Source organism: Planococcus sp. NCCP-2050 (assembly GCF_023708025.1).
GTDB lineage: Bacteria > Bacillota > Bacilli > Bacillales_A > Planococcaceae > Planococcus.
In genome coordinates, this window is record NZ_BRCX01000001.1 from 1450076 (window position 1) to 1471894 (window position 21819).

Below are 21819 nucleotides of genomic sequence, written 5' to 3' on the forward strand. Positions count from 1 at the left end.
TGTATATTTTATTCAATTATTGACCATATCATATGCTTTTATCGTTTCTAAAAAAGCTGCTCCGTACTTTTCAAGCTTATTGGATCCGACTCCATTTACTTCTAAAAATTCTTCGCTGTTTTTAGGTCTTCTTGAACACATATCCTGTAAAGTTTTATCGGAGAATATAACAAATGGAGGTACTCCTGCTTCATCGGCTAAAGTTTTGCGGATTTTCCGCAATTCTTCAAACAATGGATCGTTGTCTGCAATCTGCTTGGTGGCAACCGCTCCTTTTCGGAGCACTTTTCTTTTGCCTAATAACACATCACGGCCGCCATCCGGCACATAGATAGTCGGGAAAGATCCTTGTTCTACAGCCAGCAATTCTTGGGAAATCATAAACTCGATTAAATTCGCCACTTCTTTTGCGCTATGGTGCTTCAAGATGCCGTAAGTCGATAATTTATCAAAACCGAAATCGATCACTTTTTTATTCCGGGAACCCGTCAATACCTGAGCTGTCATCATCTTTCCGAATTTCTGCCCCATCCGGATGACGCAAGACAAGACCATTTGCACATCCGTCGTCACGTCCATACTTTCCCGGTCGTCGTTGCAGCTGCTGCAATGTCCGCAAGGTTCAGCAGTTTTATCGCCGAAGTAATGGATGATAAATTGTTGGAGGCAATTTTCCGTATGGCAATAGTCGACCATCCCTTGAAGTTTCACCAATTCTCCCGGAATACGGCTTGGATCTTGGGCTTGATCGATGAGAAAACGCTGGGTCTGCACATCTTGTGAAGCATATAAGACGATGCATTCACTCGGCAGCCCGTCACGGCCAGCACGCCCTGCCTCTTGATAATAGCTTTCCATATTCTTCGGCAGCTGATAATGGATGACATAACGGATATTCGATTTATCAATGCCCATCCCGAACGCATTGGTGGCTACCATCACAGTCACTTCATCGTTCAAGAAGCGTTCTTGTCCAAGCTTCCGTTCCATATCCGGCATGCCTGCATGATACCTTGCAGCCTTGACGCCTTTTTTGATCAGCATCTCATAAACCGAATCGACCGTTTTTCGGGTAGCGGCATAAATAATGCCCGCTTCCTTTTCATTTTTTTGGACATACTCTTTTACAAACCGATCGCGGTCCTGCCCTTGCACAACGGAAAATGTTAAATTCGCGCGCTCAAAACCGGTCATGATCGTATGTTGTTCTTCAATATTTAAAATACGGCATATATCTTCACGGACTTGAGGCGTCGCAGTAGCCGTCAGCGCCAACACAGTCGGATTGTTCGGGAATAACTCCGTCATTCTGCTGATCAAACGATAGCTTGGACGGAAATCATGCCCCCATTGCGAAATACAATGCGCTTCATCGACTGCAATCAGCGGAACATGGACGCCTTGCAATTCGTTTAAAAACATTTCCGAATCCAGGCGTTCCGGTGCGATATATAATAATTTCACAGCGCCGCGTTGGACGTCATATAAAATTTCACGAACTTCTTCAAAATCCAGCGAACTATTAATGTACGCAGCCGGAATTCCAGCCGCCAGCAAAGAATCCACTTGGTCTTTCATCAAAGAAATCAATGGCGATACGACAATCGTCGTCCCTTCCATAACAAGTGCAGGAATTTGATAGCACATCGACTTCCCGCCGCCGGTCGGCATGACACAGATGGAATTATTCCCTTCAAAAACCTGGGAAATCGCTTGTTCCTGACCTAGCCGAAATGACTCGTATCCAAAATACGACTGCAATATTTTTCTTGCTTCTTCCAACAAAATTAAACACTCCTAATACTCGTCTCGTATGAGTAGCTTATCATATTTCCTTCCCTTTTTCTTGCGCCAGAATCCCTCTTTGCATGCCCGGCGATCAACTAAAAAAAGCCTAAGAGTATAGGCTCTCAGGCTGTTTTCGCTTTCATTCCACTTTTTCCAACAGAAAAAAGAATGGTTTCTTATCCCCTTTCCAATCCATCATCCCTAACAGGACCTGTTCATTCACTTTACGAAAATGATCGTGAATCGGCAGGTTGTCGTAAATCATGGCTGCACTTAAAACACCTCTATGCTTCACCATCCGGATCCGCGCTTTGCCCACAGCTGCTTTCAGAAGCTTTCGCTTGTCCATCAGCGGAACAGGATCCATCGCCACAACTTCTCCATTCGACATCTCAAACAATAAAGGATCCACATTTTCAGCGTCATGGAAAGCTTTGCCGTACCAATTCAACTCGCTTAATACGCCGTCTAATGGGTGGCCGGTCGGAAATTCCCTGCCTTTCCATGTGCCGATCAGCTCTTCCAAGTTTACTGTTTCTAATCCATCATAGAGCCGGCAAGCGGTGTGCGTGTCTGATCCGCCCGCCGCTAGAATCGCCCAAAACTCACTGTTCGCTTCCATCTCTGACACTCCTCTAGATTTCCATCTCCCAGCGTTTCGCTTCTTCTTCCTTCATTTGCTTTTCGGTTTCCTCTGGATAAGCTGTACGGAATTTATGAGAATCAAGCGGGATGACTTCCACCATTTTCGCTATCATATCAGCGGGATCGTATTGGTCTTCCAATGCTTTATCCGCTTCTTCCATATCTTCTTTTTTCGTGAAATGGATTTTCTCGTCATACCATTTCCATTTTGCTTCCGCACTGCGATCATTAAACCCTGTAGCGAAAGCCCCGGGATTAATGGTTGCCACTTTTACGCCAAATCCTTCAAGTTCTTTTTGCATCGTCGTTGCAATCGCTTCAATTGCATGTTTAGTAGCCGTATAGGGCCCCACGTAAGGGGTTGCCATAATCCCAGCCATTGAAGACATGAAAATAATTTTCCCTTCACCTTTTGCTACAAATTTCTGTGCCGCAATTTGAGCGGTTTCAAGCGTACTGAACACATTCACTTCAAATAATTCACGGAAATTTCTCATCGGCACTTCGCCAAGAGGCCCGCCTTCATTCACAGCGGCATTGGCCACGAATATATCAAAATCGTAATCAAGCATTTGAGCAAGGTCCTGCGGGTTTTTAATATCCATTTTGAATACTTCAAGTTCGACTCCCGCAGCTTTAGCATCTTCTCTTAAAGCTGTAACTTGCGGTGCTGTTTCAACAGGCGCTATGACTCGATGGCCTTTTTCAGCCAGTCCTAAAGCTGCCCCTTTGCCTAATCCGCTTCCTGCTCCGGTAATAAATATTGTCTTTGACATACAATCGTCCTCCTAGCAATCTTTTCTTCTATCATTCTTCTATCATTCTTCTTCCCTTCCGCTAGAGAAATAAACAACCATTTCCGAAAGATGCGGCCAGCAACAATTGACTTCCTTCTATAATATAGGCCTTCTTTATGGAGCAAATGCTTTTTAGATTCAATCGGCATATTTTAGCCGCTATCACCATCAAGAAGAACTCTTTACCACTTGCGTCTTTACAACCCAATCGTAAAGAGTTTGTTTTCTGTTTGAAAAAATTGCTGTCGTTAGATAAACAAACATAAGAACATATACGAAGCCGCCAGCCACCATATAAAAAACCGGAACCGGATCATTTCCAAGAACCATTAAACGATAGACGAGAAAATGCGATAGTTCCCATGGGACAAACTTCAAGAGATTGCGGATAGCGGACCGAAGCAAGTCAGGCTTTTGGCCATCTAAAGTGACTACACGTATTTTCATCTTCCTTTTTCCAAAGGTCTGCCCTTTGCCAAGGCTATCAAAAGCGGCGAAATAAATGGTAACTGGAAGTGTGACCATAAGAAATCCAGTAAATTGTGCAATTACTAAAGATCCTTGAAAAAAGCTTTGGAGAGAAGGGAAAATAAAAACAGTAAGTACCATGAGTGAAAGAAGATATCCGGCAATCAACAGATAATCAATCAGAAAAGCCTTAAATCGCTGAATGACAGAAGCGTTCATCGACTATCCTCCTCTGTTAAACTAGGGAACAGCAAAAAACGCCTACCTTAATTGAAGTAGGCGTTTTTATGCAATTGATCCATATGGCTCACGAACTCGCCGCTCCATAACTTCCCATGCGACGTTTGACTTGTATATAAGAAGCAGCTTCAGCAATTTCATTTTTATCCAAGGGCTTATTATCTAGCATTAAATTATACTCTTCAATAGCGGCAGCATTTTGAAGATCCAAGTCAATGACTCTTTCAGACCGGTCTAGCAAGAGGTCAACAGACACGTCGAAGAAATCAGCGAGACGAGAAAGATGGCTGACCGTTATCTGTTTTTTGCCGCTCTCATAGGCCCAAACAGTGCTTTTGGCAAAACCGATCTTCTCCGCCATTTCTTCTGGTGACAGCTTTTTCGCTTCTCTTAAATCCCTGATTTTCTTCCCTAGATCATTCATAATACTTTATCTCCTTTTAAATTAAATTCTAACTATTTTAAATATAATGTATATTATAATTTTTTTCAAGATATTTCTATATATTTCTATAATTTATTTAAAAAAATTTGTACAACTAGTGAACAAAACCGTTATACAAATAATTGAAATTTCAATATTTTTGGAAAATAAAAGAAGAATTATTCTTTTTAAATTCAGCTTTCAGCCTATAATGCTAATTATTCAAAATCAAATAATTATTCCAATAAAGCTTATCTATTTTAAAAATCATTTTTAAATATCATTATTAACTTGTAACATAGGCTTTTTTCCCAATTTGTAGATTTATTTTGATTTTTGGATCTAAAAAAAGTATTATAGTAACATACATTAAAAGGGGGTCGTAAGATGTCTGACAAATATAGTCGCGAAGACATCGTGAACAGTGTTCCTCAAAAAGGATTTTTTGGCCATCCAAAAGGCCTGTTCACACTATTTTTCACTGAATTTTGGGAGCGTTTTTCTTACTATGGAATGAGAGCAATTCTTGTTTACTATATGTATTACGAACTTTCTCAAGGCGGACTCGGACTTGACCGTACATTAGCTCTTTCCATCATGTCTATTTATGGTTCGCTTGTATATATGTCGGGAATTATCGGAGGATGGCTTGCCGATAGAGTTTTCGGAACATCAAAAGCCGTTTTCTACGGTGGTATCCTCATTATGCTTGGACATATCGCTTTAGCGATTCCGGGCAGTTTGTCTCTATTCTTCGTTTCAATGGTCTTAATCGTACTCGGAACCGGCTTATTGAAGCCGAACGTTTCCAGTGTGGTCGGTGAAATGTATGCAGAAAACGATGACCGCCGGGATGCCGGTTTCAGTATCTTCTATATGGGGATCAACCTCGGGGCATTTATCGCACCTTTGATCGTCGGTACTGTCGGAATGGATATCAACTTCCACCTTGGCTTTAGTATTGCCGCCGTCGGCATGTTCTTAGGTTTAGTGCTTTTCATGGTTACAAAAAAGAAAAACCTTGGTTTAGCCGGTACAATTGTCCACAACCCGCTAACGCCAGCTGAAAAATCAAGAACGATCAAGATTTTCTCTGTTGCAGCTGTTGTAATTGCTGCAGTCGTCATCTTAGGGCTTCAATATGGTTTCTTGACATTCGATAGTTTCATCGCAACTGTAGGTGTTCTGGGTATTTTAATTCCTACCGCTTACTTTATCGTGATGTACCGCAGCAAGAAGACGAACGAAGTGGAACGCTCACGCCTGATTGCGTATATTCCTTTGTTCATTGCTGCAGTTATGTTCTGGTCGATTCAAGAACAAGGTTCGACAATTTTAGCTGCTTATGCAGATACACGGACTGACTTGGAATTTGCAGGCATTACGATTTCACCTGCTTGGTTCCAGTCGCTGAATCCATTATTCATCATTACGCTAGCCCCTGTATTTGCTTGGTTATGGGTGAGATTAGGGACACGCCAACCGTCAATTCCGCAGAAATTCTCACTTGGTCTTCTGTTTGCCGGATTGTCATTCCTAGTTATCCTTTTGCCAGCTTATTTCGGTGGAACAGATGCTTTAGTCAACCCGCTATGGCTAGTACTCAGCTATCTGATCGTTGTTCTTGGAGAACTTTGCTTGTCGCCGGTCGGTTTATCCGCTACGACAAAATTAGCGCCATCTGCTTTCTCAGCACAGACAATGAGCTTATGGTTCCTGTCTAATGCTGCTGCTCAAGCAATCAATGCTCAATTGGTTAAATTCTATACCGTTGAAAACGAAATGATGTATTTCGGAATCATCGGTGGTGCTTCTATTGCACTAAGTATTCTTCTATTCTTGGCTGCTCCTGCGATCCAGCGCTATATGAAAGGCGTTCGCTAAACTGCCAAATTATTACAAAACCCCTGAAGCAGACGCTTCAGGGGTTTTGTTTTATATTCTACTATATTAATTTCATTCAATTTCCAATCCTAATTGTCTTGCAAAAGCCAAGGCCTGCTGTTCCGATACTTTGCAGCCTGCCAATTTTTCAATGGTCACTTGAATGTTTTCAAACGCGTTGCTGCTCAAATCTACCCCATTTAAGCTGGTTCCCACAAAATTCACATCATTCATGTCGCAGCCGTTGAATTCGGTCTGCTTCAACTCCGCTTCATAAAAATCAGCATACCGCATCAACGAACTTTCAAAGCGTGATGTGTTGCAAAGCGAAAAACCGAAAGTGGCATAATTTAAAACACAGTCTTTGAATAAAGTATGGCGGATGCCTGCTTCAGCAAAATTCGTGCCGACTAATTTTGAGTTATGAAATTCTGCCCGGTGAAAAACGCACCGGCTAAAGTCTGCATTTGATAAATCACAATTTATGAATTGCACGTCGATAAATTCACTGCGCGGCCATTGGACTTCCAGAAAGTTCACGTTCTCAAATATCACTTTATCGATATGCAGCGCTTCTTCCGCTTCGTATTCGATTGTTTCCTGCGAAATTTTGCAATCCGTTAAGTAATGGTCATCCAATGCTGACTGAAACGTTTTAACAGTCAGGTCTTCAGGAATAAGCGGTTCAGCTCTTTTCGATTTTCTCACAGAATTTCTCCTTTAATAGATAAACGGCCGCTCAATTCACAGCGGCCGTTTATTTATGATTGATTATTTGGGAACAGTTTGCCGGTTCAGGCATGAATTGACGACAGTCGGTTCGACAATCCGATCATCCGTCACTTCCACTTGATGCAATTTGTTATTGTGCATAAACTTGAAAATCCCGTTGTTGAAATCCGTTCCAATATCTTTAAAGAAGATGCCTTCGTATTGGCATTCTCTTGTTTGAGAGAAACTGATTTTGTAGGTATCTGCATCTTTCACCAAATAGCAGCGCACACCTTTTTCAAATTCTTCATGGTCTTCACCTTTAATGCTTCGATCAACTGAAACTACATGAAAATCGGCAAAAGGAATTTCACGCAGCAGCGAGTTCATGAACGAACCTTTTGTAATTTCTTCCCACCGGCTCTTAGCTGTCTGTCCGACGATGATTTGCGTAATATTTAAATCATGTGCCACTTCCGCGATGACTTTTGCGGAGGGGCGTTTTTCATTGTCCCGGATTATGAATTCTTCCGCTTCATATTCTTCAGCTAATTCTTTCCAGCGCTCAACATACTCGGATTTCTCCGCGTCAAACTCATCAAATGGAAGCGAATCGACAGTTAAAATATACAGCGGGCAGTCAAGCATGCTTGAGAGTTTATGGCCGCGGTTAATCAAACGTTCACCATTTGGTCCATAAAACACACACACCAATATGCTTTCATCCATCCGTCCTCTAATTTTTTTCATTATCTGTACCCCTCCAGGGATTAATATTCGTAAGCCGCAATTTCAAAACTATGAAATTATACTGCGGATCTTAATAAAAATCAAGGGTTTATACTTTTTGTGTTTCACCTTAATTTTGTTCCGTTTTTTATCGCTTAATCTGTACCATATCGAAGTTATCAAGTGAAAGCAAGCCCTATTTCCTGTATAATTTATTCTATAGGGCTTTGTGTCTTTATGGAGTCTTTTGTCTTTCTATTCCTATTGAAAACATTTATTCTTTGCGTTACATATCTATTTCCCGTTTTGCCGTTTTTTATTCTGTTTCAGGAGGTTCACTTTATGCATCTATTGATTTTCGCAATCTTAATTCCATTCTTTGCGGCCGCCCTCATCCCTCTTCTTTATAGGCGGGTCGGAAAGTTAAATATCGGTTGGTTTGTTCTCATTGTGCCATTGATATTATTCATCATTTTCGCTCTACGGATTCCGGATGTTTCTGCAGGCGACACGATCGCCTCAACATTGGAATGGATTCCCTCGTTGGGCATCAACTTCTCCATCTATTTGGACGGCCTCAGCCTAATTCTCGCGTTATTGATCACGGGTATGGGAAGCTTGGTCATTCTCTACTCCATCTATTATCTATCTCCATATGACTCATTGCCGCATTTCTATGCTTATTTGCTTCTTTTCATGGGCGCCATGCTAGGAGTCGTACTTTCCGACAACTTGCTCGTGCTTTATGTATTCTGGGAGTTAACAAGCATATCCTCTTTTCTATTAATCGCTTTTTGGTTCCACCGCAAAAATTCACGCTACGGTGCCCAAAAATCTTTATTGATCACTGTATTCGGCGGTTTTGGGATGTTAGCAGGTTTCATCATGCTTCATACGATGACAGACACTTTCAGTGTACGTGAAATTGCTGCAACGATCGGCCAGTACACTGACCACGCACTCTTTTATCCAGCTATGTTCCTAGTGCTGCTCGGCGCATTCACTAAATCAGCTCAATTTCCTTTCCATATTTGGCTGCCTGACGCTATGGAAGCTCCTACACCCGTCAGCGCTTATCTGCATTCCGCTACGATGGTAAAAGCCGGCATCTATTTGGTCGCGCGGTTTACGCCTGTCTTCGGCGGCACTTCTGCTTGGTTCTGGACAGTCACCTTGGTCGGGCTGGTCACACTGTTCTGGGGTTCTTTCTGCGCAGTCCGCCAAACAGATTTAAAAGCTTTGCTCGCGTATTCCACTATCAGCCAATTAGGATTGATCATGAGCTTATTCGGAATGGGGTCAGCGGCTCTTTATTTCGGCGACGGCAGCGACGGCGCCTTGTACGGACTCGCGACTTTCGCAGCTCTTTTCCACTTAGTCAACCATTCCACATTCAAAGGCGCGCTCTTTATGGTTGTCGGCATTGTCGATCACCAGGTCGGCACGCGGGATATCCGGCGTTTGGGCGGATTGATTTCGTTTCTTCCGATTACCTTCACGTTTGCTATGATCGGCAGCTTCTCAATGGCTGGACTTCCTTTCTTCAATGGGTTTTTAAGCAAAGAGATGTTCTTTACGGCGTCTCTCAATTCGACCACGCTTCCGATTTTTTCAGCAGGCACGTGGGGCTGGCTAATTCCGGTGATTGCTTGGACAGCCAGTGTCCTGACTTTCGTCTATTGTATGATTATCGTATTCCGGACTTTCCTTGGAAAGCCGCAGCTGAAAAAACTGGATAAAAAACCAGTGGAACCACCGATCGGGATGCTGATTTCTCCGGCAATTCTATCTATTTTAATTGTTGGCATCTTCTTTGCCCCGAATTTATTGGGAGACCATCTGCTCCGTCCGGCATTAGGCGGTGTGCTGCCTGGAATTACTGGAGCCGCCCCTCATATTACGGCTTGGCATGGCTTCCAGCCGGAACTCTGGATGACGCTTGGCGTTATCGTAGTCGGCAGTATTCTATTCGCGACTTTCCGCTACTGGAAAAGAATTTATACGTTCATTCCAGATACTTGGACGTTCAATAATCTGTACAACCGCTTCTTAGCCGGATTGGAAAACAACTCAAATACGTTGACTTCCTTTTATATGACCGGTTATCTGCCGCATTATTTCGCTTATATCTTCACCTTCTTCATTTTTGTAGCAGGCGGCACTCTAGTGCTTACCGGTGCGTTGTCCATTGATTTTTCCAACGATGCGCCTGTTAGCCCTTATGAATTTTTGTTGGTGTTGGTCATGATGATTGCCGCTGTAGCAATCTTATTTGTAAAATCACGATTGACTTCTATCTTGCTGAACGGCGTCCTTGGATTTTCCATTGCGATTTTCTTTGTATTATTCCGCGCGCCGGATTTAGCGTTGACGCAGTTGGTCATTGAAACCGTTACGACTGTTCTTTTCCTGCTATGCTTCTATTTCTTGCCGGAACTGAAAAAAGACATAATTCCGAGAAGCGCCAAAATACGCAATGCCATTATTTCTGTTGCTGGCGGGGCTACTGTCGTTTTGATCGCCCTTTCTGTGCATAGCGGAAAACTATTTGAATCCATTTCCAGCTATTTTGAAAATTCATATGAACTGGCTGGCGGAAAAAATATCGTCAATGCAATTTTAGGCGATTTCCGCGGCTTTGATACGATGCTCGAATCTCTTGTACTTTTCATCGCGGGCATCGGGGTATATACCTTGATTCGGATTAAAAGCGGAAAGGAGCCGAAAAAAAATGAAGATAAATGATGTCATTTTAAAAACGGTCTCCAAAGCTGCCGTCCTGATTATTTTCACGTTTGGCATCTACCTTTTCCTGTCCGGCCATAATGAGCCGGGCGGCGGGTTTATCGGCGGGCTTGTCCTTGCTTCTGCCTTTGTTCTCTTATTCTTGTCTCACGATTCGGAAACGATCAGTGATGCCATCCCACTCGACTTCAAGAAAATTTCAGCTTTGGGGGTCTTAATCGCTTTCGCAAGCAGCACGGTTCCGATGTTTTTCGGACAGCCGTTCATGAGCCAGTCATTTGGCTATTTCGACTTGCCGATCTTCGGCAAAACAGAACTTGCGACAGTGACCGTTTTCGAAGCTGGGGTTGCACTGACGGTTATCGGTGTTGTCGTAAATATTATCTTTAGCATAAGTGAGGATGAGTAGCCGATGGAAACCTTAATCATATTATTGGTCGGCGTCCTTACAGCTGTCGCCATCTATCTAGTTTTATCTAAAAGTTTGATCCGCGTCATTTTAGGCACTGCTATTTTCTCCCATGCTGTCCATCTATTGATTTTATCTATGGGCGGCTTGAAAAAAGGCACGGTGCCGCTTCTCGGCGAAGAAGCGCCAAGCTATGTCGATGCCTTGCCGCAAGCTTTGATTTTGACGGCCATCGTCATCAGTTTTGCCGTTACAGCTTTCATTCTTGTTTTGGCCTTCCGTGCTTATCAAGAACTTGGCACGGATGACTTGGAAGAAATGAGAGGTGTAAATGATGAATAATATAGTCTTGCTTCCCATGCTTTTGCCGATTCTGGTAGGAGTGGTGTTAATATTCTTACGTGCTTACGGGCGCGTCCAGGCTTGGTTCAGTATCGGCGTCATGGCGGTCAGTGCCGGAATTGCCTTTTACTTATTGGAACAAGTTCAGACGAATGGAATTCTTAGGCTGGATTTCGGTGGCTGGGAGCCGCCTTTCGGTATATTGTTTGTGGCAGACTCTTTTTCCTTGCTTCTTGTTCTGACCACTACCATTGTCGCTACGATTATCCTATTGTATGCCATGTTTTCAGCTGGAAAATTTCTGCAGACAACTTATTTCTATCCGACCATTCTTTTCTTGATAGCCGGCGTCAACGGATCTTTTTTAACCGGTGACTTGTTCAATCTATTTGTCTGTTTTGAAGTGATGCTTTTGTCTTCCTATGTTCTCCTTACACTTGGGGGCAATAAACGGCAGCTTCGTGAAGCAATCAAATATGTAGTCATTAACATCGTTTCTTCTTGGTTCTTCTTGGTGGCTTTAGCGTATCTCTACGGAGCTGTCGGCACTTTGAATATGGCACATGTTTCCGTCAGAGTGGCCGAGACCGGACAAGGTCCGCTTCTCACTACAGTCAGCATCATCTTTTTAATTGTTTTCAGCTTAAAAGCCGGATTGCTTCTTTACTTTTGGCTGCCAGGATCGTATAGCGCACCGCCAGCTGTCACTTCGGCGTTATTTGGAGCGTTGCTGACGAAAGTCGGGATTTATGCGCTTTTCCGTGTATTCTCATTGATTTTCTATCATCAGCCGGAAATTACGCATACGATTATCGGGGCGATGGCGGCGCTAACTTTAGTTGGCGGAAGCCTCGGGGCTATCGCCTTCAATGATATCCGCAAAATTGCCGCTTACAATGTAGTCATCGCTGTTGGCTTTATCTTAGTCGGCTTGGCCGTTTCGACTCCGAATGCGGTCGAAGGAGCGATTTACTACCTGATTCACGATATGGTGATCAAGGCATTATTATTCTTATTAGTCGGCACGATCATTTCATTAACCGGTACTGCCATGCTCGATAAAATGAGTGGATTGATGAAAAACTATCCGTTACTTGGCTGGTCTTTCTTCATTACGATGCTTTCATTAGCCGGAGTACCGCCGCTTAGTGGATTCATCGGGAAAGTGCTGGTTTCAGAAGGAGCTGTCGAAAGCGGCTCTTATGGATTGTTGACGCTTGCTCTGCTGTCCAGCCTTTTTGTCCTGTACTCATTGCTGCGAATCTTCAAAAACAGCTTTTGGGGCGAGACCATCGTCAGCAAGGAAGATCAAGTGCCTTTGAAGAAGACGCTTTTGATCCCCTGCCTACTGCTGGTATTGCTGACTGTCGGCCTTGGACTCGGTACAGAATTGATTTCCGGTTATGTAACCGACGCAGCTGAAACCCTTCTCAATCCGGATATCTACATCGATGCAGTGATGGGAGGCGGCGAATCATGATATGGATATGCTCGCCCGCTGCGATGAAAGGAGTGGATGCACATGCCTGCACAGTTCCTGATTAATATTATGATTGCGTTTCTATGGACATTATTGATGGATGAAGATGCGTTTCATATCTCCACTTTTATCGGCGGTTATTTAACAGGGATCGGAATTCTCTTTCTCATGCACCGATTTTTCGGAACGAAGTTTTATTTGATCCGCGTCTACTCGACGATAAAACTTTTATTCATTTTTATATCTGAGCTCGCTCAGTCAAGCTTGCTGATCATGAAGCAGATTCTGAGTCCGAAGCTTAATATAAGCCCTGGCATTTTCACTTACGAACACAGCATGGAAGGCGATTATGAGTTGACCACATTGGCACTTTTATTGACCTTGACTCCCGGATCCGTCGTAATGGAAGTTTCACCCGATGGCAAAACTTTTTACATTCACGCGATGGATGTGGAAGAATCACGGGATTCTGTATTAAAATCAATTAAAGTTTTTGAAAAAGCAATTATGGAGGTGACACGCGGATGATACAAACAATCTTAACTATTGCCTTATCGCTTTTCTGTTTAGCGATCCTATTGGCTCTTTACCGCATCATTGTCGGGCCATCGATGCCAGACCGTGTTGTCGCTTTGGATATGATTGGTGTTAACCTTATCTCCGGTGTTGCAGTTTTTTCTGTCGTGCTCCATACACATGCTTTTTTGGAAGTTATTTTGATTGTCGGGATATTGGCTTTTATCAGTACCCTGGCACTCGCTCGCTTTGTTGAGAGGGGGGATATCGTTGAGCATAAGAGAAATAATTGAATTCGCAGGCGTTCTTCTGATTCTCATCGGTTCGATAATGGCTGTCATCAGCGCTATCGGAATCCTTCGGCTGCCTGACGTTTATACGCGATCCCACGCCGCAACGAAAAGCTCTACTTTAGCCGTATTGCTTTCATTAATCGGCACGTTCATTTACTTTTGGGCATCTGAGGATTTCATCAGCGTCCGGCTTTTGCTCGGTATCACCTTTGTCTTTTTAACGGCTCCGGTGGCTGGCCATTTGATTACAAGGGCAGCTTATCGCTCGAACGTTAAATTATCCGAAAGTTCCACGGAAGATGCGTTAGAGAATGTGATTGCAAGACCTCAAAATACGGACAATAAAAGCGGCGAATCCTAAAAGGAACGCCGCTTTTTCTATTGTCATGAACACTTGGAAGGTTATGGATTTCTTCCCTTTATCACGTTTACACCAAAATTGATAAGGGAATACCAAAACAAACGAGCGGTGAAGGAGTGTTGAGATGGAAAATGTGAAGGATACTTTCAAAGAAGTAGCCGCTGCTATTCTCCCCGTCACGATTGTCGTCATCCTTTTACAGCTGACAATCATCCAATTGCCTTTAGAGGCTTTGCTGCAATTTTTGATTGGCGCTGCATTTGTCAGCATCGGTTTTTTCCTCTTTTTGCTCGGCGTAACTGCCGGTCTTCTGCCTGTCGGTGAAATGATCGGCAAACGATTGCCGAAAACGAAGAAATCCTGGCTTATCATCGGCACCGGCTTTTTGCTCGGCTTGGCGGTCACAATCGCAGAGCCGGATGTCCGGGTGCTTGCCAAGCAAATTGACCAAGTTTCTGGCGGCGGTATCAGTGCCGGAATATTAATCCTCTCAGTTGCCCTTGGCTTGGCGATTTTTGTCGCATTAGCCATGGTACGGACAATCTACAGCATCCCTATCCATTATTTGCTGATTGGCGGATACATCGCTGTATTTGCTTTGTCGATGTTCGTTCCAGATGCTTTTGTCTCGATTTCTTTCGATGCCGGCGGAGTGACAACAGGGCCAATGGCCGTTCCTTTCATCCTCGCGCTCGGTGTCGGTGTAGCGTCCGTTTTACGCACAAACTCCTCTTCTGCCAGTGAAGGCTTCGGCCTTATCGGGCTAGCCTCCATAGGGCCTGTCCTGGCGATTATGATTTTGGGGGTGCTATTTCAGTGAACCTTCATGTGTTTGATGGATTTTCACAAATCCTCGAAGAAGTTGGCATTGCGCTTGTCCCCTTATTTATCTTCTTTGCTCTCTTCCAGGTTTTCATGCTTAAACTGCCTAAACAACGGGTATTGCAAATATTACTCGGATTCTTCTTAACTTTTCTCGGATTGGCTTTCTTCCTTCAAGGCGTTCATGTGGGCTTTTTCCCAATTGGCGAAATGATGGGAAAAACACTCGGGGAAAAGTCAGCCACTTGGATTCTTATTCCCATAGGATTCATTCTCGGTTTTGTAGCAACCTTTGCGGAACCAGCAGTTAGCATCATGAATAATGAAGTCGACCGGGTGACCGGAGGGTATATCTCTCAAAAAATGATGCTATATACCGTTTCGATTGGCGTCGGATTGTCTGTCGCTCTTTCTATGTTCCGCATTCTTTCCGGCGTTTCGCTTTGGTATTTTCTCATCCCGGGCTACTTGCTGGCCCTGGTTCTAATTTTCTTTTCCGAGAAAATTTTCATCGCTATCGCTTTTGACTCTGGAGGAGTTTCTACGGGACCGATGACTGTGACGTTCATTTCGGCTATGGCCGTCGGTGTGGCTTCTGTCACCGAAGGCCGGGATCCGCTATCAGACGGGTTCGGCCTGATTGCTTTGGTCGCATTGACACCCATATTGGCGGTTCTCATTTTGGGGCTGATTTTCAAGAGTAAAGGTGGGGCTAAAAATAATGAACCTGAATCATAGATTGATGATTGCTGTTGTTAAACGCGGACATTCGAGAGAAGTAATCGCTGCTGCTAAAAAAGCAGGGGCTGACGGGGCCACTATTCTCTACGGCGAAGGCATTGGACGCAATGAAAAACCTACTTTTCTGGGATTGCCGGCCACACATGAAAAAGATGTGATTTTCATCGCGATTGATGGCACGCTGGTAGATCCAGTGGCTGATGCCGTGACCAAGGCCGGGAAACTTGGAAAACCAGGCTACGGTTTGGGATTCACTGTCCATTTAAGCCAGCTTTTAGGCGTTCCTCATCTCTCCGACCGTCCAAATGACGGCAAAAAAAAGAAAGGTGGGCAATCGATGCGAGCTGCACATGAACAATTCAATTTGATTGTGACGATCGTTAATAGCGGAGACTCCAGTAAAGTAGTAAAAGCGGCAGCTAAAGCAGGCGCGGAAGGCGGAACGATCCTCACGGGCCGCGGCACCGGTGTCAATGAACAGCAGAAATTCATGAATTTTACGATAGATCCTGAAAAAGATGTTGTGTTGACCCTGATACCTGAAGACTATACTGAAGCGGTCATTGAAAGCATACAGAATGCCATTGATTTGTATGCTCCCGGCAAAGGAATCGCTTTCTTAATCGACGTTGAAAAAGTCTTTGGGGTCAATCATTCTTCATTTGACAGCTTCAACCAATAAAAAGCTTGGAATCCTGAAGATTCCAAGCTTTTTCATTTTTTCTTATGCAGGTGCAGCATGCTGACAATAACAATCCATAATGAGCGTTTTGATTGCTGCTTGTCCTTTTTTTGCCGTTTCCGCATTCGCCCATATTCCACTTCCGCCTTCATATCTTTCATTTTTTGCTGCCTGACCGTTTCATCAGTATAGAACATTCGGAATCGCCTCCTCTCTTTAAAGAGCAAGTTCGCCCACATTCTGCAAGCCTGTATGTTCATGTTCAGCAGATTCATCAGATGAATTTTTTATCTGCCCTTCATTGGCCCGCAACTTGTTTTGGACAACCCCTTTTTGAATATCTTTTGAAACTTTGATTTCGCCAAAATTGTCTATTGCTGCTAACTTGCTGTTCAAGGTTACTTCTGTCACGTCTTCATCCAAAATCAGTAAGCCCTCTACAATCAGGTTGGTTGCCGGTTCAAGTGACTGGAATTGCGCATCCGACCATTTTTGCTCGCCTTCCACCCACATATAATGCTGCCCATATGATAGGACCTCAGTTTCCAATCGATCCAGTTTTTCGTACATCAAATCTTCCAGCTCTTCGCTGCAGATGATATAGGACTTGGAATTGATATTATCGATAGCTTCATTAAATGCTTCACGTGCAATTCCTGGTTCAAAAATCAACGGCTTTTTAGTAAACAGCTTTTTCTCTTTAAAACTTCGGATAGAGCGGGAATTGATGCGCAATGCTTTTTGCAAAACGGCATAACCGGCGGGAATCACTTGAATAATGCCATTGGCTGCCGTTTTCATTTTTCGGTAAAGTGCGCTTTCCTGTTCTTCGTGGATCCGAAGAACCCCATTAACGTCGATTTGGCCGATTTTTTCGTCAAACAGAACCATGTCCAGGTCTTTTGCAAAATCGACGACACCGCTAACCACTAAATACATCGGCGCTTCTGCCGCATGCAAGAAAGAGTTGCTGAGTTTGAAATGGCTATTTTCAAAGTAAGGAGTTTGCCCTGTGTACGGTTTTAATGTTCGATTGCCTTCAGGAAACAGCCGGCTGACTAATCCTATTAGGTGTTCTGGCGCATATATATCGCCATTGACAATCAGTATTAGCTGCCGCTTTTCTAGATCTTCTGCTGCAACATCCTTTTTGAATACGACCGTGCCGTTCACTAATAATTTCTGTTCGCCGCCGAGCGATTGAAGATAGGCGGAATCGACTGCCAGTTCCCCGTTATAATAACGGTAATCTTCCGGCAGTTCGAGGCTTGCTCCTAAATTGCCGATCGTTAATGCGCCGAGCAGATGCGCATTGCCGGAACGATAAATCACCGCTCCTACATTTTCAATTCGTTCGACTTTTTTTACGCTTTCCTCTGTAGCATTCAATAAATTCAGCAGTCCCACATTGCCAATTTTTTGTCCCATCATAAATCATCCTCCAACTGTTTTCTCAATTGCTTTATTGCGTGGTGCAGTTTGTAGCGAATGGTTGCAGCAGGCGCTCCCACTTGTTTTCCGATTTCGCTGCTGGCCATGCCCAGCCAATACCGCTTAAATACGAGGTCACTTAGCTCCGGCGTTAACTGGCCCAGTAATTCGACCATTTCTAAATGATTCAATGAAGCCGGCTTTTCGGGAAAATCGATTTCTTCTTCCCAGGCAGACAACCGGCTTTCTTTTCGCCGATCGTCAATTAAGCGATTTTTCATCACCCGAAAAAACCAAGCGCGCTGTTTGTAAACCGGTAAGTGCTCTAACTCTTTTTCTTTCAATGACTTCTCCCAAGCGTCCTGAACCAAATCGTCTGCTTCCTGCTCGTGGCGGGAGATGGAGCGGGCGAACCGGGTGATGTCTTTTATTAAACTGTCATACATCGTATTCGCTTCCATCCCACTCCCCGCTTTCTGCTGTATTTCCTTATTCATTAAGATAACGGATGGGAAGGACAAAGTGTTTGAAAAAAACAAAAAAATTTTGAAACACTAAATTAATGTGAAGCATATTCTTTTCAAGCCGTTCCTTCTCTCGATCTTTCACAGCAAAAAACCGGCAAACCTTCAAAAGGCTTGCCGGTTTTTTTATTTAATTCTTAATAAGGGTCTGCTTCATGCCCTTTGCTCGCTGCCGCTTGCGCTACTTTGCTCGCTGCAGGCTTGCCGTATACTTTCGGGCCATTGTCTTTCATTTCTTTCATTGCTTGGATTTTCGCTTCCATGTTTTCACGTACACGGCGTCCGTAGTCTTCGTCCGCCTGCGTGAAATGATGGATCATCTCTTCTTGGATGCGTGGATCGCAAACAGATAATGCGTCGCCCAAGTTATTGATCAATTCTTCGCGTTCCCAATCTTCAAAGCTGCGGTAAGTTTCACCCGCTTGCCCGTAATTGTTCGTACGGTCGATTGGCGCTTTCATCACTTTGTCATTATACGCCGGCTCATGATCCGGTGTTACCAGCTCCGCTTCTTTTACGCCGCCAAGTACAGATGGCTCGTAATTGATATGCGGATTTGGCACATGCTCAACTTTACGGTCCATCGCACCGCCATATTGGTTTGTTGCCACACGTTTCTTCGGTGCGTTAACCGGCAATTGCAGGTAGTTCGCTCCAACGCGATAGCGCTGTGTATCGGAATACGAGAATGTACGTCCTTGCAGCATCTTATCATCAGAGAAATCAAGTCCGTCAACTAAAACTCCTGTACCGAATGCAGCCTGTTCAATTTCTGCATGGTAGTTTTCCGGATTGCGGTTCAAGACCATTTTTCCGACAGGAAGGAATGGGAATTGATCCTGTGGCCATAACTTTGTATCATCTAGTGGATCAAAATCAAGTTCCGCATGTTCGTCGTCGCTCATAATTTGAACGAACAACTCCCATTCCGGATAATCTCCGCGTTCAATTGATTCGAACAAATCCTCTGTTGCATGGCCTGTATTTTCCGCTTGAATCTCGTTGGCTTCCGCCTGCGTTAAATTGCGGATGCCCTGCTTTGGCTCCCAATGGTATTTAACAAGAACGGCTTCGCCTTTATCATTCACCCATTTATACGTGTTTACGCCTGAACCTTGCATATGGCGGTAAGTCGCCGGAATGCCCCATGGCGAGAACAGGAACGTAATCATATGCGTCGCTTCCGGAGTGCGTGCTACAAAGTCAAACATGCGCTCAGGGTTTGGAACGTTTGAAACCGGGTCGTTTTTAAAAGCATGAATCATGTCCGGGAATTTCATTGCATCACGAATAAAGAAAATCTTTAAGTTATTTCCGACTAGGTCCCAGTTGCCGTCTTCTGTGTACATTTTAACTGCAAACCCGCGTGGGTCGCGTGCCGTTTCAGAAGAATGGCGAGATCCTGCCACTGTCGAGAAGCGCACCATTAAAGGTGTCTGCTTGCCTGCACCTGAAAATACTTTAGCGCGTGTATATTTTTCTACCGGCTCATCGCCGACTTTGCCGTAAGTTTCGAAATAACCGAATGCACCCGCTCCTCGCGCATGAACAATTCGTTCTGGGATTTCTTCACGGTCGAAATGAGAGATTTTTTCGATGAAATGATAATTTTCTAAAGTAGCCGGGCCACGGTTGCCGACAGTCCGTATATTCTGATTGTCTCGTATCGGATGGCCTTGACGGTCTGTTAACGTTGATTCGTCTTCACCAGTGCCCATTTTGTTTTTAAACTCTTCATGGTTTTCCTTCATTAAAAGAATCCTCCTCCACAATAGTCTATCACCCTATCATCTTCCCTTTATCCGCCCAAGCTAAACTTAGAATCCCTCTTTTTAATAAAGAAGTTTTTGTCCTTGCTTGCAGATAGACAAACTGACAGAAATATGAAAAACTGAAGGAATAACAACAGAGAGAAAGCAGGGCTGGAAATGAGTGTAACATTAAAAGAAAAAGGAAAATTGGATCCATTGAAAGTCTTTTTGAAAGTTTCGGCTGCTTATTTAATTACCCGCTTTTCCACTCGCAAAGAGAAGAAAAAGATCGTTTTAGTCGGCGGTAACCTCGGTGAAAAATACGAAGACAACGCATCCGTTTTTCACACCTACCTCACCAAAAACCATTCAGACCAAGTGACTGCGTACTGGATGTATGATCCGAAGACTACATATGCCTTAAACGGCAAAATTCCAAATGCGATTCCGCTTGGCAGCTTTAAGAATTATTTTCTTTTTTTCAAAGCAGATTATACGTTCCATGGACATTCACTAATGTATGACATTGCGCCTTCTGTCGATAAGTTTTTATTCCTCAATAAAAAAACCGTCATTACCCATATTAGCCATGGCATCGAAGGATTCAAGAAAATTCTGATTCAAAAAGAAGATGTACCGTTGCTAAAGCGTACGGATTATTTCAATTGCGCATCGAACTATGAAAAAGAACTGAAGCTAACGAAATGGAAGATCCCAGAGAACAAACTGATTGTCACCGGATTCCCTCGTTTCGACCGCTACCCGACCAATAAACCTGCAGAACAAGTCAAAAACATCCTAATGATGATGACTTGGCGGGAATGGCTTTACGGATTAAGCGAAGAAGAGTTTTTAAACAGCGCTTATTTTAAAAACACCGTCGGCATCATCCAGCATAAAGGCATCCGTGAGCTGCTTCAGCGCAATGAGGTTTTGTTGGAAATTGCCCTACATCCTTTCATGAAAAAATTTGAGAATTACTTTACAAGCCTCGGCGATTCCGAAGGCAATATTGAATTTCTCGATTCCCAGCGCGTCTCCATTGAACGCAGCATTCAAGAAAGCGACATGCTGCTGACTGACATTACAAGCGTTTCCTGGGACTTCCTGTATCAGAATAAGCCCATCATCTTCAATATGTTCGACCAGGAAGAATATGAGGCAAAACGCGGTTCCTATTTGGACTTGGATAAAGATTTGTATGGCTACAAAGCTGCAACCGTGGAGGAAGTTTACCAAAGCCTTGCGAAGATTATTGAAGGCGGCATAAACACCAATGAATGGTATCCGCTCGCACCAAAATATATCGACTTTTTTGATCAGCAAAATTGCGAACGTTTGGCCCAGCGCGTTCTGGGAGTAGCTTAAAATAAAATGCCAAATGAAAAAGCACAAGCAGAAGTGATCAGCTTCCGGTTGTGCTTTTTCGGTTATTCCACTTTTTTTGCTTGGACAATCAATCTGAATTCATTCGAATTTTCGGGATAACAGGTAATTAGCGATACCAACGCCATCCCTTTTTTCGGTTTCAGAACATCCACTTGCTCTGGCTTTACAATTTGAATATCAAACACTTCAAAAGCCATTTCCTCATTGATGGTTTCAAGAGTGAAACGGTCTCCTGATTCGAGTTCGTCCAAGCGATTGAAAAACTTGCCGAACACATGGGCTTGATGGCCAGCTATGGCGTAGCTCCCACCCATTTCCCCCGGTTCATCCAACCCTTCGATCGAACCCAGTGCTTTATCCAGATTGGCAGGCGATGCACCTGCTAAAACTGGCGATTTCAACTCGATGGCAGGAATCGTCAAAACAGCTTCCACCCCGTCGGGCAGTTCAGCTGCTTCAGCAGTGATGCCAAAAGCTTCATTTTGCAAAGGCAGTTCGGTGCTTGCTTCTGTTTTCACCGACTCGAATGCTTCAATTAATCCCAGCTGTTCTTCTTTTGTTTGTTTCATCCCCCAAGCGAGGACAATCAATAAAACTAATCCTGCAACAATCATTAAGTTGCTCATCCATTTTTTCATAGCTATTTT

The 21819-nt window shown here is 43.8% G+C and carries 24 protein-coding genes; 12 read left to right on the forward strand and 12 right to left on the reverse strand.

Translation table 11 applies throughout. From position 1 onward, the window contains the following. Positions 1–12: 12 nt before the first annotated feature. The 5 genes from recQ to NFU07_RS07140 form a co-directional block, all read right to left on the reverse strand. Positions 13–1785, reverse strand: a complete 1773-nt coding sequence (recQ, locus tag NFU07_RS07120; RefSeq protein WP_251476209.1) for a DNA helicase RecQ — start codon at positions 1783–1785, stop codon at positions 13–15. A gap of 142 nt (positions 1786–1927) precedes the next feature. Continuing rightward, a complete protein-coding gene (locus tag NFU07_RS07125) occupies positions 1928–2410 on the reverse strand; it encodes a DUF4334 domain-containing protein (protein WP_251476211.1) in 483 nt (160 codons plus the stop codon). Positions 2411–2423: 13 nt separating this feature from the next. Further along, entirely contained in the window at positions 2424–3209 is a 786-nt protein-coding gene (locus NFU07_RS07130) for an SDR family oxidoreductase (RefSeq protein WP_251476213.1), read from the reverse strand. 189 nt (positions 3210–3398) lie between these two features. Beyond that, positions 3399–3917: an RDD family protein gene (locus NFU07_RS07135; RefSeq protein WP_251476215.1), complete on the reverse strand. Its 519-nt coding sequence runs from the start codon at positions 3915–3917 to the stop codon at positions 3399–3401. Positions 3918–4005: 88 nt separating this feature from the next. Beyond that, positions 4006–4362: a helix-turn-helix domain-containing protein gene (locus tag NFU07_RS07140; RefSeq protein ID WP_251476217.1), complete on the reverse strand. Its 357-nt coding sequence runs from the start codon at positions 4360–4362 to the stop codon at positions 4006–4008. Positions 4363–4749: 387 nt separating this feature from the next. Here NFU07_RS07140 and NFU07_RS07145 point away from each other — a divergent pair, with 387 nt between their 5' ends. Then, entirely contained in the window at positions 4750–6246 is a 1497-nt protein-coding gene (locus NFU07_RS07145) for a peptide MFS transporter (protein WP_251476219.1), read from the forward strand. A gap of 72 nt (positions 6247–6318) precedes the next feature. On the opposite strand, the gene NFU07_RS07150 is transcribed toward NFU07_RS07145, so the two are convergent. Together NFU07_RS07150 and NFU07_RS07155 are read right to left on the reverse strand one after the other, a co-directional pair. Further along, positions 6319–6954: a pentapeptide repeat-containing protein gene (locus NFU07_RS07150; RefSeq protein WP_251476221.1), complete on the reverse strand. Its 636-nt coding sequence runs from the start codon at positions 6952–6954 to the stop codon at positions 6319–6321. Positions 6955–7017: 63 nt separating this feature from the next. Then, the gene (locus NFU07_RS07155; protein WP_235197359.1) at positions 7018–7707 is read right to left on the reverse strand and encodes a universal stress protein; all 690 of its coding nucleotides are present in this window, start codon (positions 7705–7707) and stop codon (positions 7018–7020) included. A gap of 321 nt (positions 7708–8028) precedes the next feature. On the opposite strand from NFU07_RS07155, the gene NFU07_RS07160 reads away from it, so the two are divergent. The 10 genes from NFU07_RS07160 to NFU07_RS07205 all read left to right on the forward strand — a co-directional run bounded on the left by NFU07_RS07160 (position 8029) and on the right by NFU07_RS07205 (position 16077). Beyond that, the gene (locus tag NFU07_RS07160; RefSeq protein WP_251476223.1) at positions 8029–10431 is read left to right on the forward strand and encodes a Na+/H+ antiporter subunit A; all 2403 of its coding nucleotides are present in this window, start codon (positions 8029–8031) and stop codon (positions 10429–10431) included. Beyond that, positions 10418–10840 carry a Na(+)/H(+) antiporter subunit B gene (locus tag NFU07_RS07165; protein WP_052650260.1) on the forward strand — a complete coding sequence of 141 codons (423 nt, stop codon included), beginning with the start codon at positions 10418–10420 and terminating at the stop codon, positions 10838–10840. Before NFU07_RS07160 ends, NFU07_RS07165 begins: the two co-directional genes overlap by 14 nt. A 3-nt stretch (positions 10841–10843) precedes the next feature. Next, a complete protein-coding gene (locus tag NFU07_RS07170) occupies positions 10844–11182 on the forward strand; it encodes a Na(+)/H(+) antiporter subunit C (protein ID WP_235197360.1) in 339 nt (112 codons plus the stop codon). Beyond that, positions 11175–12662, forward strand: a complete 1488-nt coding sequence (locus tag NFU07_RS07175) for a Na+/H+ antiporter subunit D (RefSeq protein WP_251476225.1) — start codon at positions 11175–11177, stop codon at positions 12660–12662. Before NFU07_RS07170 ends, NFU07_RS07175 begins: the two co-directional genes overlap by 8 nt. 42 nt (positions 12663–12704) lie before the next feature. After that, on the forward strand, positions 12705–13190 hold the full coding sequence (locus NFU07_RS07180) for a Na+/H+ antiporter subunit E (RefSeq protein ID WP_251476227.1): 486 nt from the start codon (positions 12705–12707) through the stop codon (positions 13188–13190). Continuing rightward, positions 13187–13471 carry a Na(+)/H(+) antiporter subunit F1 gene (locus NFU07_RS07185; protein WP_235197363.1) on the forward strand — a complete coding sequence of 95 codons (285 nt, stop codon included), beginning with the start codon at positions 13187–13189 and terminating at the stop codon, positions 13469–13471. The genes NFU07_RS07180 and NFU07_RS07185 overlap by 4 nt, the downstream gene beginning before the upstream one ends. After that, the gene (locus NFU07_RS07190) at positions 13449–13832 is read left to right on the forward strand and encodes a Na+/H+ antiporter subunit G (RefSeq protein ID WP_260107654.1); all 384 of its coding nucleotides are present in this window, start codon (positions 13449–13451) and stop codon (positions 13830–13832) included. Before NFU07_RS07185 ends, NFU07_RS07190 begins: the two co-directional genes overlap by 23 nt. A 124-nt stretch (positions 13833–13956) precedes the next feature. After that, positions 13957–14652 carry a DUF1538 domain-containing protein gene (locus tag NFU07_RS07195; RefSeq protein ID WP_251476229.1) on the forward strand — a complete coding sequence of 232 codons (696 nt, stop codon included), beginning with the start codon at positions 13957–13959 and terminating at the stop codon, positions 14650–14652. Beyond that, positions 14649–15392 carry a DUF1538 domain-containing protein gene (locus NFU07_RS07200; RefSeq protein WP_251476231.1) on the forward strand — a complete coding sequence of 248 codons (744 nt, stop codon included), beginning with the start codon at positions 14649–14651 and terminating at the stop codon, positions 15390–15392. The genes NFU07_RS07195 and NFU07_RS07200 overlap by 4 nt, the downstream gene beginning before the upstream one ends. Next, entirely contained in the window at positions 15376–16077 is a 702-nt protein-coding gene (locus NFU07_RS07205; RefSeq protein WP_251476232.1) for a P-II family nitrogen regulator, read from the forward strand. The genes NFU07_RS07200 and NFU07_RS07205 overlap by 17 nt, the downstream gene beginning before the upstream one ends. Positions 16078–16109: 32 nt before the next feature. On the opposite strand, the gene NFU07_RS07210 is transcribed toward NFU07_RS07205, so the two are convergent. The 4 genes from NFU07_RS07210 to NFU07_RS07225 all read right to left on the reverse strand — a co-directional run bounded on the left by NFU07_RS07210 (position 16110) and on the right by NFU07_RS07225 (position 19783). Then, on the reverse strand, positions 16110–16274 hold the full coding sequence (locus NFU07_RS07210) for a hypothetical protein (RefSeq protein ID WP_235197366.1): 165 nt from the start codon (positions 16272–16274) through the stop codon (positions 16110–16112). Positions 16275–16293: 19 nt separating this feature from the next. Further along, complete coding sequence (locus NFU07_RS07215; protein WP_251476234.1) at positions 16294–17508, reverse strand: hypothetical protein; 1215 nt, start codon at positions 17506–17508, stop codon at positions 16294–16296. Beyond that, the gene (locus NFU07_RS07220; RefSeq protein WP_251476236.1) at positions 17505–17969 is read right to left on the reverse strand and encodes an RNA polymerase sigma factor; all 465 of its coding nucleotides are present in this window, start codon (positions 17967–17969) and stop codon (positions 17505–17507) included. Before NFU07_RS07220 ends, NFU07_RS07215 begins: the two co-directional genes overlap by 4 nt. 200 nt (positions 17970–18169) lie before the next feature. Then, positions 18170–19783 (reverse strand): catalase, encoded by a 1614-nt coding sequence (locus NFU07_RS07225; protein ID WP_251476238.1) that lies wholly within the window; start codon positions 19781–19783, stop codon positions 18170–18172. Positions 19784–19960: 177 nt separating this feature from the next. Between NFU07_RS07225 and NFU07_RS07230 the strand changes: the two genes are divergently transcribed. Then, positions 19961–21151, forward strand: a complete 1191-nt coding sequence (locus NFU07_RS07230) for a CDP-glycerol glycerophosphotransferase family protein (RefSeq protein WP_251476240.1) — start codon at positions 19961–19963, stop codon at positions 21149–21151. Between the two features lie 62 nt (positions 21152–21213). Here the strand turns inward: NFU07_RS07230 and NFU07_RS07235 are convergent, their stop codons facing one another. Continuing rightward, a complete protein-coding gene (locus NFU07_RS07235) occupies positions 21214–21810 on the reverse strand; it encodes a class D sortase (RefSeq protein WP_251476242.1) in 597 nt (198 codons plus the stop codon). Between the last annotated feature and the right edge of the window lie 9 nt (positions 21811–21819).

What these genes read in the sequence shown, in the direction of transcription:
- NFU07_RS07125 (WP_251476211.1), bottom strand. Translation starts at nt 2,410, where the DNA reads ATGGAAGCGAACAGTGAGTTTTGGGCGATTCTAGCGGCGGGCGGATCA.
- NFU07_RS07130 (WP_251476213.1), bottom strand. Translation starts at nt 3,209, where the DNA reads ATGTCAAAGACAATATTTATTACCGGAGCAGGAAGCGGATTAGGCAAA.
- NFU07_RS07135 (WP_251476215.1), bottom strand. Translation starts at nt 3,917, where the DNA reads ATGAACGCTTCTGTCATTCAGCGATTTAAGGCTTTTCTGATTGATTAT.
- NFU07_RS07140 (WP_251476217.1), bottom strand. Translation starts at nt 4,362, where the DNA reads ATGAATGATCTAGGGAAGAAAATCAGGGATTTAAGAGAAGCGAAAAAG.
- NFU07_RS07145 (WP_251476219.1), top strand. Translation starts at nt 4,750, where the DNA reads ATGTCTGACAAATATAGTCGCGAAGACATCGTGAACAGTGTTCCTCAA.
- NFU07_RS07155 (WP_235197359.1), bottom strand. Translation starts at nt 7,707, where the DNA reads ATGAAAAAAATTAGAGGACGGATGGATGAAAGCATATTGGTGTGTGTG.
- NFU07_RS07160 (WP_251476223.1), top strand. Translation starts at nt 8,029, where the DNA reads ATGCATCTATTGATTTTCGCAATCTTAATTCCATTCTTTGCGGCCGCC.
- NFU07_RS07165 (WP_052650260.1), top strand. Translation starts at nt 10,418, where the DNA reads ATGAAGATAAATGATGTCATTTTAAAAACGGTCTCCAAAGCTGCCGTC.
- NFU07_RS07170 (WP_235197360.1), top strand. Translation starts at nt 10,844, where the DNA reads ATGGAAACCTTAATCATATTATTGGTCGGCGTCCTTACAGCTGTCGCC.
- NFU07_RS07175 (WP_251476225.1), top strand. Translation starts at nt 11,175, where the DNA reads ATGAATAATATAGTCTTGCTTCCCATGCTTTTGCCGATTCTGGTAGGA.
- NFU07_RS07180 (WP_251476227.1), top strand. Translation starts at nt 12,705, where the DNA reads ATGCCTGCACAGTTCCTGATTAATATTATGATTGCGTTTCTATGGACA.
- NFU07_RS07185 (WP_235197363.1), top strand. Translation starts at nt 13,187, where the DNA reads ATGATACAAACAATCTTAACTATTGCCTTATCGCTTTTCTGTTTAGCG.
- NFU07_RS07195 (WP_251476229.1), top strand. Translation starts at nt 13,957, where the DNA reads ATGGAAAATGTGAAGGATACTTTCAAAGAAGTAGCCGCTGCTATTCTC.
- NFU07_RS07205 (WP_251476232.1), top strand. Translation starts at nt 15,376, where the DNA reads ATGAACCTGAATCATAGATTGATGATTGCTGTTGTTAAACGCGGACAT.
- NFU07_RS07210 (WP_235197366.1), bottom strand. Translation starts at nt 16,274, where the DNA reads ATGTTCTATACTGATGAAACGGTCAGGCAGCAAAAAATGAAAGATATG.
- NFU07_RS07215 (WP_251476234.1), bottom strand. Translation starts at nt 17,508, where the DNA reads ATGATGGGACAAAAAATTGGCAATGTGGGACTGCTGAATTTATTGAAT.
- NFU07_RS07220 (WP_251476236.1), bottom strand. Translation starts at nt 17,969, where the DNA reads ATGGAAGCGAATACGATGTATGACAGTTTAATAAAAGACATCACCCGG.
- NFU07_RS07225 (WP_251476238.1), bottom strand. Translation starts at nt 19,783, where the DNA reads ATGAAGGAAAACCATGAAGAGTTTAAAAACAAAATGGGCACTGGTGAA.
- NFU07_RS07230 (WP_251476240.1), top strand. Translation starts at nt 19,961, where the DNA reads ATGAGTGTAACATTAAAAGAAAAAGGAAAATTGGATCCATTGAAAGTC.
- NFU07_RS07235 (WP_251476242.1), bottom strand. Translation starts at nt 21,810, where the DNA reads ATGAAAAAATGGATGAGCAACTTAATGATTGTTGCAGGATTAGTTTTA.